Origin of the sequence: Amycolatopsis sp. NPDC051716 (genome assembly GCF_040681595.1) — a bacterium.
Lineage (GTDB): Bacteria > Actinomycetota > Actinomycetes > Mycobacteriales > Pseudonocardiaceae > Amycolatopsis.
Window position 1 is genome coordinate 37290 of sequence record NZ_JBFAZA010000040.1, and the last position, 15851, is coordinate 53140.

The window sequence follows — 15851 nt, forward strand, 5'->3', positions numbered from 1 at the left end:
TTACGCCAGCTGCTGCCGCACCGCCGAGGCGAATCGCAGCGCCGCGGCCCCGTCCGTCTGGCGGAACCCCAGCGATGGCTCCGTCAGCTCCAGCTCCAGCAGCAACGGCTTCCCGTCCGCCCCGCGCACCAGATCCACCCGCGCGTACAGCAACTCCGCCCGCAGGATCCCCAGCAACGCCGAAGCCGCATCCAAGACGTCCTCCGCCAGCGCCACCGCGTCGAGAGGCGGCGTGGCCGGCGCCAGTTTCTCCGACCGGTACAGCCCCGACTCATCCATTGTGGACTCGAGCATCGCTGCCTTGGTGAACGCGTGGGAGTAAATCCCGCCCAGGTACACCAGCGCGAGCTCGCCCGAAGTATCCACACTGGACTGATACGGCTGGATCAGTGCCGCGTGCCCCTCCGCGTGCAACGCCGCGACGTGCTCCGAAGCGTCAGCGCCGCCGGCGAACCGGGCCACTCCGCGGGAACCCGCGCCCACCGCTGGCTTCACCACGAAGTCCGACGACGGGAAGGACGCCGGTGAGCCGGGGGAAACCAGCGAAGTCCGGACCACCGGGACACCCGCGTCCAGCAGCTCCACCAGGTACGACTTGTCCGTGTTCCACCGCACCACCTCCGCGGCGTTGAACAGCGACGGCACCGACTCGCACCACGCCAGGAACTCCGTCCGCCGGGCCGCGTAGTCCCAGGTCGCGCGCAGGACCACCGCGTCCGCCGAGGAAAAGTCGGCCGGCGAGTCCCAGGGCGCCCACGAGACCGAAAAGCCCAGCGCGGTCAGCGCGGGCCCGATGGCGTCGTCGTCGCCGTCACCCGAAGGGAGTTCCGCGCAGCCGGCCAGGATCGCCGTGGGGCTCACTTGCCCGCCATCTTGCGGCGGTGCTCCGGGCCGATCTTCGCCTGGTTGACCGTCTCCGCGTCCCACGTCGCCGGCGCGAGGTCCTCGACCGCCTCGATCAGGGCCTCGCCGGTCGCCACCGACGGCACGACGACGTCGCCGAGCGCGCCGTCCGCGCCGACCAGAACCACGCGGGCGCCCGCCCGGCCGATGTTCTCCACCACCGCGCGGGACGGCTTGCCGTGCGCCTTCACGAACTTGCGGGCCGCGCCCAGCTGCGCGCTGGTCGGCGAAACGACGGTCTCTTCGGAATCAGCCACGCTCCGAACGATAACCAACAACCCGCCGGAACGCGGAACAGCGTGGCCTCGGCCATAGTTGCACCGGGAGAACCCGATCCGAGGAGGACCCATGCCCACCGCAGTGCAGGTGACGAAGACCGGCGGCCCGGAAGTGCTCGAACCGGCCGAAGTGGACGTCCGCGCCCCGCAGGCCGGCGAGCTCCTGGTCGACGTCGCCGCGGCCGGGGTCAACTACATCGACACCTACCAGCGCCAGGGCATCTACCCCATGGAGCTGCCGGTCGTGCTCGGCCTCGAGGGTGCCGGCACGGTCGTGGAGGCGGGCGCCGACACCGGCTTCGCGCCCGGCGACCGCGTCGCCTGGCAGGGGTCGATCGGCAGCTACGCGGCCCGCAAGCTCGTCCCGGCGTCGGTCGCGGTGCGGGTCCCCGAAGGCGTCTCGCTGGAGACCGCGGCCGCGACCATGCTGCAGGGCATGACCGCGCACTACCTGGTCGCCTCCACCTTCGAGGTCAAGCCGGGCCACGACGTGCTCGTCCACGCGGCCGCCGGCGGTGTCGGCCTGCTCCTGGTGCAGCTGGCCAAGGCGCGCGGCGCCCGCGTCATCGGCACGGTGTCGACCGAAGAGAAGGCGAAGCTCGCCCGCGAAGCCGGCGCCGACGAGGTCATCCGCTACGACCGCGACGACTTCGCGAAGCTCACCCGGGAGCTGACCGGCGGCGAGGGCGTCGACGTCGTCTACGACGGCGTCGGCAAGGACACCGTCGACGGCAGCCTGGCCAGCCTGAAGGTCCGCGGCCTGCTCGCGCTGTTCGGCGCCTCCAGCGGCCCGGTGCCGCCCCTGGACCCGCAGCGCCTCAACTCCGGCGGCTCGCTCTACCTGACCCGCCCGACGTCCGTGCACTACACGCGCACGCGCGAGGAGATCGACTGGCGGTCGAAGGAGCTGTTCGACGCCATCCTCGCGGGGCAGCTGAACGTCCGCATCGGCGGCAAGTACGCCCTGGCCGACGCCCGCCAGGCCCACGAGGACCTGCAGGCCCGCCGCACCACCGGCAAGCTCCTGCTCATCCCCTGACGCGCCGAAAGGCCGCCACGGGGAACCCCCGCGGCGGCCTTCACGCACGTCAGGCGGCGGCGACCGAGACGGCGTCGGTGACGAACACCAGCGTCTCGTTCGGCTTCATGCCGTTGCCGCCTTCGCCGTAGGCCAGGTCCGGCGGGATGATCAGCAGCCGGCGGCCGCCCTGCTTGATGCCCACCAGGCCCTGGTCCCAGCCCGGGATGACCTTGCCGGCGCCGAGGACGAGGTCGAACGGCTTTTGGCCGAACGAGCTGTCGAGCACCTGCTTGTCCGACCAGGTCACCAGGTGGTAGTTCATCTGCAGCTGCTGGCCGGCCTTCGCGCCCTCGCCGGTGCCCTCGGACAGGTCCTTGGTGATCAGCTTCTTCGGCGGGTCGCAGTCGTCCGGGATGGTGATTTCGGGCTTCTCGCCGAACTTCCCCGTCGTCTTGATGTCGTCCGCGGTGCACTCGCGGCCCTTGCTCTGGGTGGCCGGCGCGGCGCTCGGCGACGGCGCGGCCGACGAGGGCGGCGCCGCCGTCTGGGTCTTGGGGGCCTGGCCGCACGCGGCCAGCGACAGCGCCGCCGCGGCGGCGACCACGATCTTCCCGATGTTCTGCATGCCGGGCACCCTAGCCAAGCACGGAGAGTGCCGGGACGTCGTCACCGGTGGCGACCACCCCGAGCCGCCGGGTCGCGCGCGTCAGGGCCACGTACAGGTCGTTGAGGCCCCTCGGCGAGCCCGCGACGACCTCGTCCGGCGCGACCAGCACCACCGAGTCGAACTCCAGGCCCTTCGACCGCTCGACCGTCAGGACGCTCAGCCGCTCGTCGTGGCCGGCGAGCAGCGCCGACACCGCGTCGAAGCGGGCCGCGGGCACCAGGACCGCCACCGTGCCACCATCCACTTCGGACAGTTCGCGGGCGGCCAGCCCGGGCAGCTCCGCGGCCAGGTCCCCGGTCCGCACCGACCACGGCGGGAGCCCGGTCTCCCGCACCGAAGACGGCGCCGAGAGGGCGGGATCCACCTCGGCGAGGATCCGCGCGGCGACGGCCATGATCTCGGCGGGCGTGCGGTAGTTCACCGTCAGCTGCTCCAGCCGCCAGCGGTCCTCGACGTACGGCGAGAGCACCTCGCCCCACGACCGCGCCCCGCCCGCCGCACCGGTCTGGGCCACGTCCCCGACCAGGGTCATCGACCGGTTCGGCGTGCGCCGCATCAGCAGCCGCCAGTCCATCGCCGACAGCTCCTGGGCCTCATCGACGATCACGTGCCCGAACGTCCAGGTCCGGTCCTGCGCGGCCCGCTGCGCGGCGGTCAGCTCGCTGCGCTCCTGCTGGCGTTCGGCGAACAGCTCGGCGTCGAGGACGTCGGAGACGCGCAGCAGCTCCTCGTCGATGATCTCTTCGTCCTGCTCCAGGATGTCGAGCACACCCTCGGCGTACGCGCGATCCTCGCGTTCACGGCGCTTGCGCTCGACGCGGGCCTCGGTGTCGTCGACGCCGATCAGCTCGGCGAGCTCGTCGAGCAGCGGCACGTCGGCCGGCGTCCAGCGGGCGTCGCGGCCGCTCTCCAGGAGCGCGAGATCCGCCTCCGGCAGCAGCTTGCGAGCGGCGCTGCCGAGCCGTTCGCGGTCGGCGAACAGGTCGTCGAGCACCCCTTCCGGGCTCAGCACCGGCCACAGCGAGTCGATGGCGGCGGCGACCCGCTCGTCCGCGGCCAGCTCGGCGCGGATGTCGGCCAGGTCCTGCCCGTCGAGGAGGTCCTCCCCCAGCTTGCGGGCGGCCTGGCGGGTCAGCGCGTCGAGGACGTCGGAGACGAACAGGCGCCGGGCCGGGTTGTGCGGGCGCCGCGAGCGGCGGGCCCGGGTGCGGGCGTCGGTGCAGGTCTTGCGGTCCAGCCGCAGCACGTCGTGCTCGTACTCGATCTCCAGGACGGGCTCGGGCACGCGCTGGCGGTCGCGGACGGCGTTGGCCAGCACCTCGGCCATCACCAGCCGGCCCTTGACCTCGGTCGCTTCGCGCGGCTCGACGCCGTCGGCGGTCAGGCCGGGGTAGAGCTGGCCGACGGTGGCGAGCAGCACGCCGGTCTCGCCGAGCGAGGGCAGCACCTGGCCGATGTAGCGCAGGAACGTGCTGTTCGGGCCGACGACGAGCACGCCGCGGGTGGTGAGCTGCTGGCGGTGCGTGTAGAGCAGGTAGGCCGCGCGGTGCAGCGCGACGGCGGTCTTGCCGGTGCCCGGGCCGCCCTGCACGACCATGACGCCGCCGAGCGGGGCGCGGATGATGCGGTCCTGCTCGGCCTGGATGGTCGCGACGATGTCGCTCATCTCGCCGGTGCGCCGCTGCTCCAGCGCGGCCAGCAGCGCGGCTTCCCCGGCCAGCCCGAGGTCCTGGCCCTGGTCGGCGGCGGTGAGGTCGAGGATCTCGTCGTCGAAGCCGGTGACCTTGCGGCTCAGCGACCGCAGGTGCCGCCGTCGCCGCACCCCTTCGGGTGACGCGGCGGTGGCGAGGTAGAACGGCCGCGCGACCGGAGCGCGCCAGTCGACCAGCAGCGGCCGGTAGTCGTCGTCTTCGTCGAACAGCCCGAGGCGGCCGACGTAGGTCGTCTCCTCGGCGCTCTCGGGGACGAAGTCGAGCCGGCCGAAGGCGAGGCCCTGCTCGACGGAGCCGAGCTGGGCGAGCCGGTCGGTGTAGAGGGTGGTGGCGACGTCGCGTTCGGTGCGTGCCTGCGGGGTGCCGCCGGTCTGTCGCAGCGTCTGGTCGAGGCGGCGCTGGGCTTCGAGGCGCTCGGCGTCGAGCTTCGAGTAGAGGGTGGTGACGTACGCCTGCTCGCGGGCGAGCTCGGCGGAGAAGTCGTCCGAGGAGACGGACAAGAGCATCCTGCTTTCGCCTCAAGGGAAAAAGAGCCAGTGAAGTGTAACGGCGGCCGCCGCGCGATCATTCCGCGCCGAGGGCGCAGTACGGGTAGACCTCGGTGTGCGCGGCGCCGCCGGGAAGGACCCGCTCGCCGGGGGCGCACGAGACGCTCGCCGGGGGCAGCTGCTCGCCGCCGGTGATCCGCCCGCCGGCGTCGCGGACCAGCGCGGCGGCTCCGCGGCTGGTCAGCGCCCGGCAGTTCTCCGAGCGGTAGCGGACCCCGCCCGGCACGACGGTGGCGGTCACCGGGGTGAGGCCGCCGAGTGCCTCGGGCGCGAGCCAGCTCGCCGGGCCGACCACGGGCCGGTCGAGGACGACGCCGATCCGCTGGCCCGGTGTGAGCACCGGCACTTCGACGGTCCGGGAGCCGGAGGTCACGGGAATCCGGTAGGCGGCCAGCGCGCTGGTGTTCTCCAGCACCGCGGCCCCGGGCCCCTGCTCGGCGACGCGGACGGCACCGCCGTCGGGGGCCGGGCCGGGGACCGCGGTGATCCGGGCCGGGATGGCGCAGCCGCCGGTGAGCAGGCTCTCGTCCAGCGCGGGGACCTTCCCCCGGCCGAGCAGCGCCAGCAACCCGAAGACGGCGATCGCGACCACGGCGAGGCCCATCTTCCTGAGCAGCGGGGACATCACGGGATTCCGGTGGTCGAGCTGGCCACGCGGTAGAGGTCGCCGGCGTGCCCGTAGGACGTCCCGGCGACCACGTGAACCAGGATCCCCGCATCCGGCTGCCGGAAGGTGCGCAGCTCGTCCGGCTCGGCCGGGTAGGGCACCTCCGCCAGTGCCACGCCGCGCGCCGTCAGCAGCGCGCTGACCTCGTCGAAGGTCACCGCACCGGGAAAGGGGCCGTAGCGGTCGCGGATCACCCGGTTGACCGTCTCGGGATCGCCGAGCCGGAGCCGGTGCGCCTGCACCGAGAAGTGGGTCCCCACCCAGCGCCGGCCGGCCCGCTCCCAGAAGAACTCGACCAGGCCGTGGTCACGCCACAGGAACCGCTTCGAAGGGTTGTCGCCGTAGGGGCCGCCGAACAGCTCTGCCACCTGCTCGGGCGACCACGTGGAATCGGCGCCGAGGACGGTGCCGGTCTCGACGACGTCCGCGAAGAACGCCGCCGGGCTCAGAACGGCAGGCCGAGGGTCGGCAGGCCGATCGCCGAGTCGACGGCCAGGGCCACGAACACGATCATCAGGTACGTGTTCGACCGGTGGAACAGCGCCATCGGCTTCGTCTCTTCACCCCGCCGCACCGCCGCCTGCAGGCTGTGCGCGTAGAAGAGGAACCAGCCGCCCGCCAGGATCGCGAACGTGCCGTACAGCCAGGACGTCACCGGGAGCAGCAGCAGCGTCCACGCCACCATCACCCACGAGTAGATGACGATCTGGCGGGCGACGTGCTGGGCGGTGGCGACCACCGGCAGCATCGGGACGCCCGCGCGCTCGTAGTCGTCGCGGTACTTCATGCCCAGCGCCCACGTGTGCGGCGGGGTCCAGAAGAAGATCACGCCGAACATCACGAACGCCGGCCACTGGACCGTGCCGGTGACGGCGGCCCAGCCGATCACCACCGGCATGCAGCCCGCCGCGCCGCCCCAGACCACGTTCTGTGACGTGCGCCGCTTGAGGCCGAGCGTGTAGACGAAGATGTAGAAGAGGATCGTCGCGATCGCCAGGGTCGCCGAGAGCAGGTTCACCGTGAGGTAGAGCACGACCGCCGAGGCGACGCCCATGACCAAGCCGAAGATCAGCGCGCCGCGGCGGGGCACCGAGTCCTTGACCAGCGGACGGCGTTTCGTGCGGTTCATCACCTTGTCGATGTCCGCGTCGATCACGCAGTTGAGCGCGTTCGCGCTGCCCGCGGCCATCGTCCCGCCGACCAGCGTGGCCAGGACCAGCCACGGCGAGGGGATCTGACGGCCGGCGAGGAACATCGCCGGGATGGTGGTCACCAGCAGGAGCTCGATCACCCGCGGCTTCGCCAGCGCGGCGTAGGCACCGACGACCCGGCGGATGCTTCGCCGGTCACCGTGCGGTCGATCACCGGTCGGGTGCACGGCGCTGGTGTCTTCACTGCGTCCGTGCGCAGCGTTCACCGGCGACATTTCACTCCCTGCGTCAGGTTCGGGCGGGTCCGTCCGGAAGGCCGTGGTGGAACGCCGGTCTGAACCCTCGAACGATGTTAGACGTGGTGAATCCCGTGGGTGATCGCGGGTCCTCGACCGGCCCAAGCACTAGGCTGGCCGCGACGGGCCGCGATTGCCCCTGCGCATGGCCGCGAGCAGGAATATCGTCCCTTCGGGATCGATTGAGATAAGCAGCCGCGTGTACGGGTAACCGGAACGAGGAAGACCAGCCGCAACCATCATGACCGGGAGTTGGAGTTCAGTGTCCGAAACCGCCACTACCAGCGAGAACAACCCACTCCTCCGGCGCAACACGCCCGCCGACTGGACCGACACCGACACCCGCGCCGTGGACACCGTGCGGGTGCTCGCCGCGGACGCGGTGGAGAACTGTGGCAGCGGCCACCCCGGCACCGCGATGAGCCTGGCGCCGCTGGCCTACACGCTGTTCCAGCGGGTCATGCGCCACGACCCGAACGACCAGCACTGGCCGGGCCGCGACCGGTTCATCCTCTCGGCCGGCCACTCGAGCCTCACCCTCTACATCCAGCTGTTCCTCGCCGGCTACGGCCTCGAGCTCGAGGACCTCAAGCAGCTGCGCAAGTGGGGTTCCAAGACCCCGGGTCACCCGGAGTACCGCCACACCGACGGCGTCGAGACCACCACCGGCCCGCTCGGCCAGGGCCTGGCCAACGGCGTGGGCATGGCGATGGCGGCCCGCCGCGAGCGCGGCCTGCTGGACCCGGACGCGGCGCCCGGCGAGAGCATCTTCGACCACCACATCTTCGTGATCGCCTCCGACGGCGACATCGAAGAGGGCGTCACCTCCGAGGCCTCGTCCATCGCGGGCCGCCAGGAGCTGGGCAACCTGATCGTCTTCTACGACGACAACAAGATCTCGATCGAGGACGACACGAACATCGCGCTGTCCGAGGACACCGTGAAGCGCTACGAGGCCTACGGGTGGCACACCCAGGTCGTCGAGGGCGGCGAGGACGTCGTCGCGATCGAGGAGGCGATCAAGGCCGCCAAGGCCGAGACGCAGCGGCCGTCGTTCATCGCGGTGCGCACGGTGATCGGCTACCCGGCACCGAAGAAGATGGGCACCGGCAAGGCGCACGGCGCCGCGCTGGGCGCCGACGAGGTCGCCGCGGTCAAGAAGATCCTCGGCTTCGACCCGGAGCAGTCCTTCCAGGTCGACGACGACGTGCTCAAGCACACCCGCCAGGCGCTCGAGCGCGGCAAGGCCGCCCACGCCGAGTGGCAGGAGAAGTACGAGGCCTGGGCCGCCGCCAACCCGGAGCGCAAGAAGCTGGGCGACCGGATGGCCACCCGCACGCTGCCCGAAGGCTTCGCCGACCACCTGCCGAAGTGGGAGCCGGACGCCAAGGGCATCGCCACCCGCAAGGCCTCCGGTGAGGTCCTCAGCGCGCTGGCCGAACCGCTGCCGGAGCTGTGGGGCGGCTCGGCCGACCTGGCCGAGAGCAACAACACGACGATGAAGGGCGCCGACTCGTTCGGTCCCGAGAAGGCCGCCACCGACATGTGGCAGGCCAACCCGTACGGCCGGACGCTGCACTTCGGCGTCCGCGAGCACGCCATGGGCTCGATCCTCAACGGGATCGCGCTGCACGGCGGCACCCGCCCGTACGGCGCGACGTTCCTCATCTTCTCCGACTACATGCGCCCGCCGGTCCGGCTGGCCGCGCTGATGAAGGCGCCGGTCACCTACGTGTGGACGCACGACTCGATCGGCCTCGGCGAGGACGGCCCGACGCACCAGCCGATCGAGCAGCTCTCCGCGCTGCGCGCGATCCCGGGCCTCAACGTCGTCCGCCCGGCGGACGCCAACGAGACCGCGTACGCGTGGAAGGCCGTGCTGGAGGACATCCACCACCCGTCCGGCCTGGCGCTGACCCGCCAGAACGTGCCGGTGCTCGAGGGCACCAGTGCCGAAGGCGTGGCCAAGGGCGGGTACGTCTTGGCTGACTCCGAAGGAACGCCGGACGTCGTGCTGATCGGCACCGGCTCCGAGGTCCAGCTCGCCGTCGAGGCGAAGAAGACCCTCGAGGCCGACGGCGTGAAGGCGCGTGTCGTCTCGATGCCGTGCGTCGAGTGGTTCGACGCGCAGGACGCGGCCTACCGCGAATCCGTCATCCCGGCCGCCGTGAAGGCCCGCGTGTCCGTCGAGGCGGGCATCGCCCAGTCGTGGCACCGCTTCACGGGTGACGCCGGGGTGAACGTTTCGATCGAGCACTTCGGCGCCTCCGCCGATGCCGCCACACTGTTCCGTGAGTTCGGGTTCACCGCGGAAGCAGTCGTCGAGGCCGCCCGCCGCTCGATCCAGAACACCAAGAATTCCTGAAGGGGATGACAGTAATGAGCAACGACAAGCTCGCGGCACTGTCCGAGGCCGGTGTGTCCATCTGGCTCGACGACCTTTCGCGTGAACGCCTGAACACCGGCAACCTCGCCGCGCTCGTCCGCGACAAGCACGTCGTCGGCGTGACGACGAACCCGACGATCTTCGCGAACGCGATGTCGAAGGGCGACGCCTACGACGAGCGGACGCGAGAGCTCGCCGCCCAGGGCGCCGACGTCGAGGCGACCATCCGCGACCTGACCACGACCGACGTGCGCAACGCCGCCGACCTGTTCCGCGACGTCTACACCGCGACCAACGGCGTCGACGGCCGCGTCTCCATCGAGGTCGACCCGCGCCTGGCCAAGGACACCGACAAGACGGTGGCCGAGGCGAAGGACCTGTGGAAGACCGTCGACCGGCCGAACGTGCTGATCAAGATCCCGGCCACCGAAGAGGGCCTGCCCGCCATCACCAAGACCCTGGCCGAGGGCATCAGCGTCAACGTCACGCTGATCTTCTCCGTCGAGCGGTACAAGGCGGTCATCGACGCCTTCTTCGCCGGTCTCGAGCAGGCGAAGGCCAACGGTCACGACCTGCGCGGCATCCACTCGGTCGCGTCGTTCTTCGTGTCCCGCGTGGACACCGAGATCGACAAGCGGCTCGACGCGATCGGCACCGACGAGGCCAAGGCCCTGCGCGGCAAGGCGGCCGTCGCCAACGCCCGGCTCGCCTACGCGGCCTTCGAGGAGCGCTTGTCGACGGACCGCTGGAAGGCCCTCGCGGCCGACGGCGCGAACGCGCAGCGCCCGCTGTGGGCCTCGACCGGCGTGAAGAACCCGGACTACTCCCCGACGCTCTACGTCGACGACCTGGTGGTCAAGGACACCGTCAACACCATGCCGGAGAAGACCCTCGACGCCGTCGCGGAGTCCTCCGAGCTCAAGGGTGACCAGGTGACCGGCCGCGCCGCCGAGGCGCAGGAGGTCTTCGACCAGCTCGAGGCCGTCGGCATCGACATCACCGACGTGTTCCTGGTGCTGGAGAACGAGGGCGTCGAGAAGTTCGAGAAGTCCTGGACGGAGCTGCTCGAGACCGTCAACGGCCAGCTCGAAAAGGCGAAGGGCTGAAGCACGACATGACGACAGGCGAAAAGACCGGCGTCGAGATCGTGGACGCCGAACTGGCGGAGCGCGCCGCGCCGCTGGCCGAGCGGCTGGTCGCCGACCAGGCCGCGTCGAAGCTGGCGGCCAAGGACGCCACGCTGTGGGGGCCGGACGCCGAACCCGAGGCGTCGATCCGGCTGTCGTGGACGACGCTGCACAAGTCGTCGCGGCCGCTGATCGGCGAGATCGAGGCGCTGCGCACCGAACTGCGGTCCGAGGGCGTCGACCGCGTCGTGCTGGCCGGCATGGGCGGCTCGTCGCTGGCGCCGGAGGTGATCACCGCGACCGACGGCGTCGCGCTGACCGTCCTCGACACCACCGACCCGGGCCAGGTCGCGGACGCCCTCGCCGGCGATCTCGAGCGCACGGTGATCGTGGTGTCGTCGAAGTCGGGCGGCACCGTCGAGACCGACAGCCACCGGCGGATCTTCGCGAAAGCGTTCGCTGACGCGGGGATCGACGCGGCGCGGCGGATCGTGGTCGTCACCGACCCCGGCTCGCCCTTCCAGGAACTGTCCGAAAAGGAGGGATACCGCAAGGTGTTCCTCGCCGACCCGCACGTCGGCGGCCGCTACTCGGCGCTGACCGCGTTCGGGCTCGTCCCGTCCGGGCTCGCCGGCGCGGACGTCGCCCGGCTGCTCGACCAGGCCGCTTCGGTGGCCGACGAGCTGGCCGCGGACTCGGCGGACAACCCGGCGGTCAAGCTGGCCGCCGCGTGGGCCGCCGCGCACGAAGCGGGCGCCGAGAAGGTCGTCCTGGCCGACAGCGGTTCGGGCATCAAGGGTTTCCCGGACTGGGCCGAGCAGCTGATCGCCGAGTCCACCGGCAAGCAGGGCACCGGCCTGCTGCCGGTCGCGGTCGAGGGCCCGGAGGCGCCCGGCTTCGCCGACGCCAAGTCCGACGCCACGCCCACCGCGGTCGGCAGCCCGCAGGGTGCGGCGAAGCTCGCCGTCACCGGCTCGCTGGGCGCGCAGTTCCTGCTCTGGGAGTTCGCCACGGCGCTCGCCGGCCGGCTGCTCGGGATCAACCCGTTCGACCAGCCCGACGTGGAAACGGCCAAGAAGGCGGCCCGCGCGCTGCTGGACGACCCGGAGAAGCTGAAGGGCGGCGAGGAGCCGTCCAATGTGGACGGCCCGGTCGAGATCTTCGGCAGCGACGGGGTTTCCACCGAGGGCAGCCTCACCGACGTGCTGCGCGCGTTCTTCGCTTCGGCGCCGGACACGGGCTACATCGCGGTGCAGGCCTACCTCGACCGGCTCGACGACGCCTCGACGGCGGTGCTGCGCGGCGAGATCGCCAAGCGCACCGGGAAGCAGACGACGTTCGGCTGGGGCCCGCGGTTCCTGCACTCCACCGGCCAGTACCACAAGGGCGGGCACCAGAACGGCGTCTTCCTGCAGCTGACCGGCGCCGTCGAGCAGGACCTCGACGTGCCGGACCGGCCGTACACGCTGGGACAGCTGCAGCACGCCCAGGCCCTGGGTGACGGGCAGGTGCTCGCCGAGCACGGCCGCCCCGTGCTGCGCCTGCACCTGACCGACCGGGCCGCGGGCCTCGCGGCCGTCGTCCGCGCGGTACAGGAGGGGGCCGCATGACCTGGAGCAACCCGCTGCGCGATCCGCGGGACAAGCGGCTCCCGCGGATCGCCGGGCCGTCCAGCCTGGTGATCTTCGGGGTGACCGGCGACCTGGCCCGCAAGAAGCTGATGCCCGCCATCTACGACCTGGCCAACCGCGGGCTCCTGCCCGCGGGCTTCTCGCTCGTCGGGTTCGCCCGCCGCGACTGGGAGCACCAGGACTTCGGCGAGCTCGTGCACGACTCGGTCAAGGAGCACGCGCGGACGCCGTTCAAGGAGTCGGTGTGGAACCGGCTCGCCGAAGGCATCCGGTTCGTCCAGGGCACCTTCGACGACGACGACGCCTTCGACCGGCTCGCGCAGACGATCAAGGACCTCGACGAGGAACGCGGTACCGGCGGCAACACCGCGTTCTACCTGTCGATCCCGCCCGGCGCGTTCCCGGTGGTGACCAAGCAGCTGGCCCGGTCCGGGCTGGCCAACGCCGACGAGAACACCTGGCGGCGCGTCGTCATCGAGAAGCCCTTCGGACACGACCTGAAGAGCGCCGAAGAGCTCAACGCGATCGTCAACGACGTCTTCCCCGAGGAGTCGGTGTTCCGCATCGACCACTACCTCGGCAAGGAGACGGTGCAGAACATCCTGGCGCTGCGCTTCGCGAACCAGCTGTTCGAGCCGATCTGGAACGCCAACTACGTCGACCACGTGCAAATCACCATGGCCGAGGACATCGGCCTCGGCGGGCGCGCGGGGTACTACGACGGCATCGGCGCCGCCCGGGACGTCATCCAGAACCACCTGCTGCAGCTGCTGGCCTTCACCGCGATGGAGGAGCCGCTGTCGTTCGACCCGCGGGCCCTGCGCGCGGAGAAGATCAAGGTGCTCTCGGGCACCAAGCCGCTCGGGCCGCTGAGCAAGACCACCGCGCGCGGCCAGTACGCGGGCGGCTGGCAGGGCGGCACGAAGGTGCCCGGCCTGCTGGAGGAAGAGGGCTTCGCGAAGGACTCGAAGACCGAGACCTACGCCGCGGTGACCCTCGAGGTGCAGAGCCGCCGCTGGGCGGGGGTGCCGTTCTACCTGCGCACCGGCAAGCGGCTCGGCCGCCGCGTCACCGAGATCGCCGTCGTGTTCAAGCGGGCGCCGCACCTGCCGTTCGATTCGACGTCGACCGAGGAGCTGGGGCAGAACGCCCTGGTCATCCGGGTCCAGCCGGACGAGGGCATCACGCTGCGGTTCGGCTCGAAGGTGCCGGGGACCACGATGGAGGTCCGCGACGTCACGATGGACTTCGGCTACGGCCACGCGTTCACCGAGTCCTCCCCCGAGGCCTACGAGCGGCTGATCCTGGACGTCCTGCTGGGCGAGCCGTCGCTGTTCCCGGTGAACGAAGAGGTCGAGCTCTCCTGGAAGATCCTCGACCCGATCCTCGAGAACTGGGCGAAGGAAGGCGCGCCCGAGCAGTACCCGCCGGGCACGTGGGGTCCGCAGTCCGCCGACGAAATGCTGGCGCGCACCGGCCGGAAATGGAGGCGCCCGTGATCATCGACCTGCCGTCGACCACGACTTCGGCACTCAACAAGAAGCTGGTGGAGATCCGCGAACAGGGCGGTCAGGTCGCGCTGGGGCGCGTCCTGACGCTGGTGATCGTGGCCGATGACGACTCCAAGCTCGAAGAGGCCATCGAGGCGGCCAACGGCGCGAGCCGCGAGCACCCGTCGCGGGTGATCGTGGTGGCCAAGGGCGCCCGCACGGCCTCCCCGCGCATCGACGGCCAGATCCGGGTCGGCGGCGACGCCGGCGCGAGCGAGGTCATCGTGCTGCGGCTGTACGGCCAGCTGGCCGGGCAGGGCCAGAGCGCGGTGGTGCCGCTGCTGCTGCCGGACGCGCCGATCGTGTGCTGGTGGCCCAGCGCCGGTCCGAAGGACCCGGACAAGGACCCGCTCGGCGAGCTGGCCCAGCGCCGGATCACCGACTCGGCCGCGGAGAAGAACCCGGTCAAGGCCCTGACCACGCGGGCTAAGGCGTACACCGAGGGCGACACCGACCTGGCCTGGACGCGCCTGACGCACTGGCGCGCCCAGCTCGTCTCCGCGCTGGACCTGCCGCCGTACGAGAAGATCACCGCGGCGACGGTGACCGGCGAGGCCGACTCGCCGTCGACCGAGCTGCTGGCCGCGTGGCTGGCCGAGTACCTGAAGGTGCCGGTCAAGCGGGTCAAGAGCTCCGGCGCGGCCGGGATCATCTCGGTGCGGCTCGACCGCAAGTCGGGCCCGGTGGAGCTGCACCGCCCGGACGGCCGCGTGGGCACGCTGACCCAGCCGGGCCAGCCGACCCGCCGGATCGCGCTGCAGCGGCGCAGCACGCAGGACTGCCTGATCGAGGAGCTCCGCCGGCTCGACCCGGACGAGGTCTACGAAGCGGCTCTGCACGGCCTGGGCAAGATCACGTCGGGCACGAACGGCAAGACGGGCGCGCCGGCCAAGGCGGACGTGACGTCCCCGGCCGCGGCCGCCGGTTCGGCCGCTGCTTCGGGTGCCGCTTCGGGTGCCAAAAAATGAGCAAGACGGAAGTCGTCGTCTACGCGAACCAGGACATCCTGGCGGCGGCCGCGGCGGCTCGCCTGGTCACCCGGCTGGTGGACGTCCAGGCGGCCAAGGGGTCGGCGTCGCTGGTGCTGACGGGCGGGGGCACCGGCATCGCGGTGCTGTCGGAGCTGCAGGCTTCGTCGGCCCGTGACGCGATCGACTGGTCCCGCCTGGACATCTACTGGGGTGACGAGCGGTTCGTCCCGGCGGATTCGGACGAGCGGAACGAAAAGCAGGCCCGCGAGGCTCTGCTGGACCACGTTCCGCTGGATCCGAAGCGGGTCCACGCCATCGCGCCCTCGGACGGCGAGTTCGGGGACGACGTGGACGCGGCGGCCGCGGCGTACGCGGAGGTCCTGGCGTCCCAGGCGGGCCCGGAGGACCACGGCGACGTGCCGTCGTTCGACATCATGCTGCTGGGCCTCGGCGGGGAGGGGCACACCGCCTCGGTGTTCCCGGAGTCCCCGGCGGTGTACGAGACCGAACGTTCGGTGGTGGCGGTGCGCAACTGCCCCAAGCCGCCGCCGACCCGGGTGTCGTTGACGCTGCCGGCCATCCGGCGGGCGCAGGACGTGTGGCTGCTGACGGCCGGCGAGGCGAAGGCGGACGCGGTGGCGCTGGCGCTGGCGGGCGCCGGCGAAGTCCAGCTGCCGGTGGCCGGGGCTCGCGGGCACCGGCGGACGTTGTGGCTGCTGGACCGGGCCGCGGCGGGCAAGCTGACAAAGGTGTACCAGCCGCCCACGGCTTGAGCGTGTCGGTTTGAGCCTGTCGGCTCGCGTGTTCCGGCTTGAGTGTTTCGGTGAAGGCCCCCTGCTTCGGCAGGGGGCCTTCGCTCGTCGGCAGGTTGCCGGAGGTTTCCGGCCGGCGAACTTCCGCCGGGCGACCCCACCTGGGTAACATGAATCCCACGATGTGGTCG

At 71.5% G+C, this 15851-nt stretch carries 14 protein-coding genes; 7 read left to right on the top strand and 7 right to left on the bottom strand.

All coding sequences use genetic code 11. The annotated features are described in order from the left end of the window. A complete protein-coding gene (locus tag AB0M30_RS39055) occupies nucleotides 1–861 on the bottom strand; it encodes a hypothetical protein (protein WP_364595027.1) in 861 nt (286 codons plus the stop codon). Continuing rightward, nucleotides 858–1160 carry a hypothetical protein gene (locus tag AB0M30_RS39060; protein WP_364595030.1) on the bottom strand — a complete coding sequence of 101 codons (303 nt, stop codon included), beginning with the start codon at nucleotides 1158–1160 and terminating at the stop codon, nucleotides 858–860. The genes AB0M30_RS39055 and AB0M30_RS39060 overlap by 4 nt, the downstream gene beginning before the upstream one ends. A 91-nt stretch (nucleotides 1161–1251) precedes the next feature. Between AB0M30_RS39060 and AB0M30_RS39065 the strand changes: the two genes are divergently transcribed. Next, entirely contained in the window at nucleotides 1252–2220 is a 969-nt protein-coding gene (locus tag AB0M30_RS39065) for a quinone oxidoreductase (RefSeq protein ID WP_364595033.1), read from the top strand. Between the two features lie 49 nt (nucleotides 2221–2269). Here AB0M30_RS39065 and AB0M30_RS39070 read toward each other — a convergent pair whose 3' ends face one another. The 5 genes from AB0M30_RS39070 to AB0M30_RS39090 form a co-directional block, all read right to left on the bottom strand. After that, on the bottom strand, nucleotides 2270–2827 hold the full coding sequence (locus AB0M30_RS39070) for an FKBP-type peptidyl-prolyl cis-trans isomerase (RefSeq protein ID WP_364595036.1): 558 nt from the start codon (nucleotides 2825–2827) through the stop codon (nucleotides 2270–2272). 10 nt (nucleotides 2828–2837) lie between these two features. Continuing rightward, on the bottom strand, nucleotides 2838–5087 hold the full coding sequence (locus AB0M30_RS39075; RefSeq protein WP_364595039.1) for an ATP-binding domain-containing protein: 2250 nt from the start codon (nucleotides 5085–5087) through the stop codon (nucleotides 2838–2840). Nucleotides 5088–5145: 58 nt separating this feature from the next. Beyond that, nucleotides 5146–5754, bottom strand: a complete 609-nt coding sequence (locus AB0M30_RS39080; RefSeq protein WP_364595042.1) for a hypothetical protein — start codon at nucleotides 5752–5754, stop codon at nucleotides 5146–5148. Then, on the bottom strand, nucleotides 5754–6164 hold the full coding sequence (locus tag AB0M30_RS39085; RefSeq protein ID WP_364595045.1) for a hypothetical protein: 411 nt from the start codon (nucleotides 6162–6164) through the stop codon (nucleotides 5754–5756). The genes AB0M30_RS39080 and AB0M30_RS39085 overlap by 1 nt, the downstream gene beginning before the upstream one ends. A 77-nt stretch (nucleotides 6165–6241) precedes the next feature. After that, nucleotides 6242–7222: a heme o synthase gene (locus AB0M30_RS39090; RefSeq protein ID WP_364595048.1), complete on the bottom strand. Its 981-nt coding sequence runs from the start codon at nucleotides 7220–7222 to the stop codon at nucleotides 6242–6244. Nucleotides 7223–7505: 283 nt separating this feature from the next. Between AB0M30_RS39090 and tkt the strand changes: the two genes are divergently transcribed. Genes tkt through pgl form a run of 6 tightly spaced genes read left to right on the top strand, consistent with a single transcriptional unit; the run spans nucleotide 7506 to nucleotide 15681 of the window. Then, nucleotides 7506–9608, top strand: a complete 2103-nt coding sequence (tkt, locus tag AB0M30_RS39095; protein WP_364595051.1) for a transketolase — start codon at nucleotides 7506–7508, stop codon at nucleotides 9606–9608. A 14-nt stretch (nucleotides 9609–9622) separates the two neighbouring features. Continuing rightward, nucleotides 9623–10735 carry a transaldolase gene (gene tal / locus AB0M30_RS39100; protein ID WP_364595053.1) on the top strand — a complete coding sequence of 371 codons (1113 nt, stop codon included), beginning with the start codon at nucleotides 9623–9625 and terminating at the stop codon, nucleotides 10733–10735. Nucleotides 10736–10743: 8 nt separating this feature from the next. Further along, nucleotides 10744–12366 carry a glucose-6-phosphate isomerase gene (locus AB0M30_RS39105; RefSeq protein WP_364595056.1) on the top strand — a complete coding sequence of 541 codons (1623 nt, stop codon included), beginning with the start codon at nucleotides 10744–10746 and terminating at the stop codon, nucleotides 12364–12366. Beyond that, a complete protein-coding gene (zwf, locus tag AB0M30_RS39110; RefSeq protein WP_364595059.1) occupies nucleotides 12363–13886 on the top strand; it encodes a glucose-6-phosphate dehydrogenase in 1524 nt (507 codons plus the stop codon). The genes AB0M30_RS39105 and zwf overlap by 4 nt, the downstream gene beginning before the upstream one ends. Then, nucleotides 13883–14905 carry a glucose-6-phosphate dehydrogenase assembly protein OpcA gene (gene opcA / locus AB0M30_RS39115; RefSeq protein ID WP_364595062.1) on the top strand — a complete coding sequence of 341 codons (1023 nt, stop codon included), beginning with the start codon at nucleotides 13883–13885 and terminating at the stop codon, nucleotides 14903–14905. Before zwf ends, opcA begins: the two co-directional genes overlap by 4 nt. Further along, complete coding sequence (pgl, locus tag AB0M30_RS39120) at nucleotides 14902–15681, top strand: 6-phosphogluconolactonase (protein ID WP_364595065.1); 780 nt, start codon at nucleotides 14902–14904, stop codon at nucleotides 15679–15681. The genes opcA and pgl overlap by 4 nt, the downstream gene beginning before the upstream one ends. Nucleotides 15682–15851: the final 170 nt, after the last annotated feature.

What these genes read in the sequence shown, in the direction of transcription:
- AB0M30_RS39080 (WP_364595042.1), bottom strand. Translation starts at nt 5,754, where the DNA reads ATGTCCCCGCTGCTCAGGAAGATGGGCCTCGCCGTGGTCGCGATCGCC.
- pgl (WP_364595065.1), top strand. Translation starts at nt 14,902, where the DNA reads ATGAGCAAGACGGAAGTCGTCGTCTACGCGAACCAGGACATCCTGGCG.
- AB0M30_RS39070 (WP_364595036.1), bottom strand. Translation starts at nt 2,827, where the DNA reads ATGCAGAACATCGGGAAGATCGTGGTCGCCGCCGCGGCGGCGCTGTCG.
- tal (WP_364595053.1), top strand. Translation starts at nt 9,623, where the DNA reads ATGAGCAACGACAAGCTCGCGGCACTGTCCGAGGCCGGTGTGTCCATC.
- AB0M30_RS39075 (WP_364595039.1), bottom strand. Translation starts at nt 5,087, where the DNA reads ATGCTCTTGTCCGTCTCCTCGGACGACTTCTCCGCCGAGCTCGCCCGC.
- AB0M30_RS39065 (WP_364595033.1), top strand. Translation starts at nt 1,252, where the DNA reads ATGCCCACCGCAGTGCAGGTGACGAAGACCGGCGGCCCGGAAGTGCTC.
- AB0M30_RS39090 (WP_364595048.1), bottom strand. Translation starts at nt 7,222, where the DNA reads ATGTCGCCGGTGAACGCTGCGCACGGACGCAGTGAAGACACCAGCGCC.
- AB0M30_RS39105 (WP_364595056.1), top strand. Translation starts at nt 10,744, where the DNA reads ATGACGACAGGCGAAAAGACCGGCGTCGAGATCGTGGACGCCGAACTG.
- zwf (WP_364595059.1), top strand. Translation starts at nt 12,363, where the DNA reads ATGACCTGGAGCAACCCGCTGCGCGATCCGCGGGACAAGCGGCTCCCG.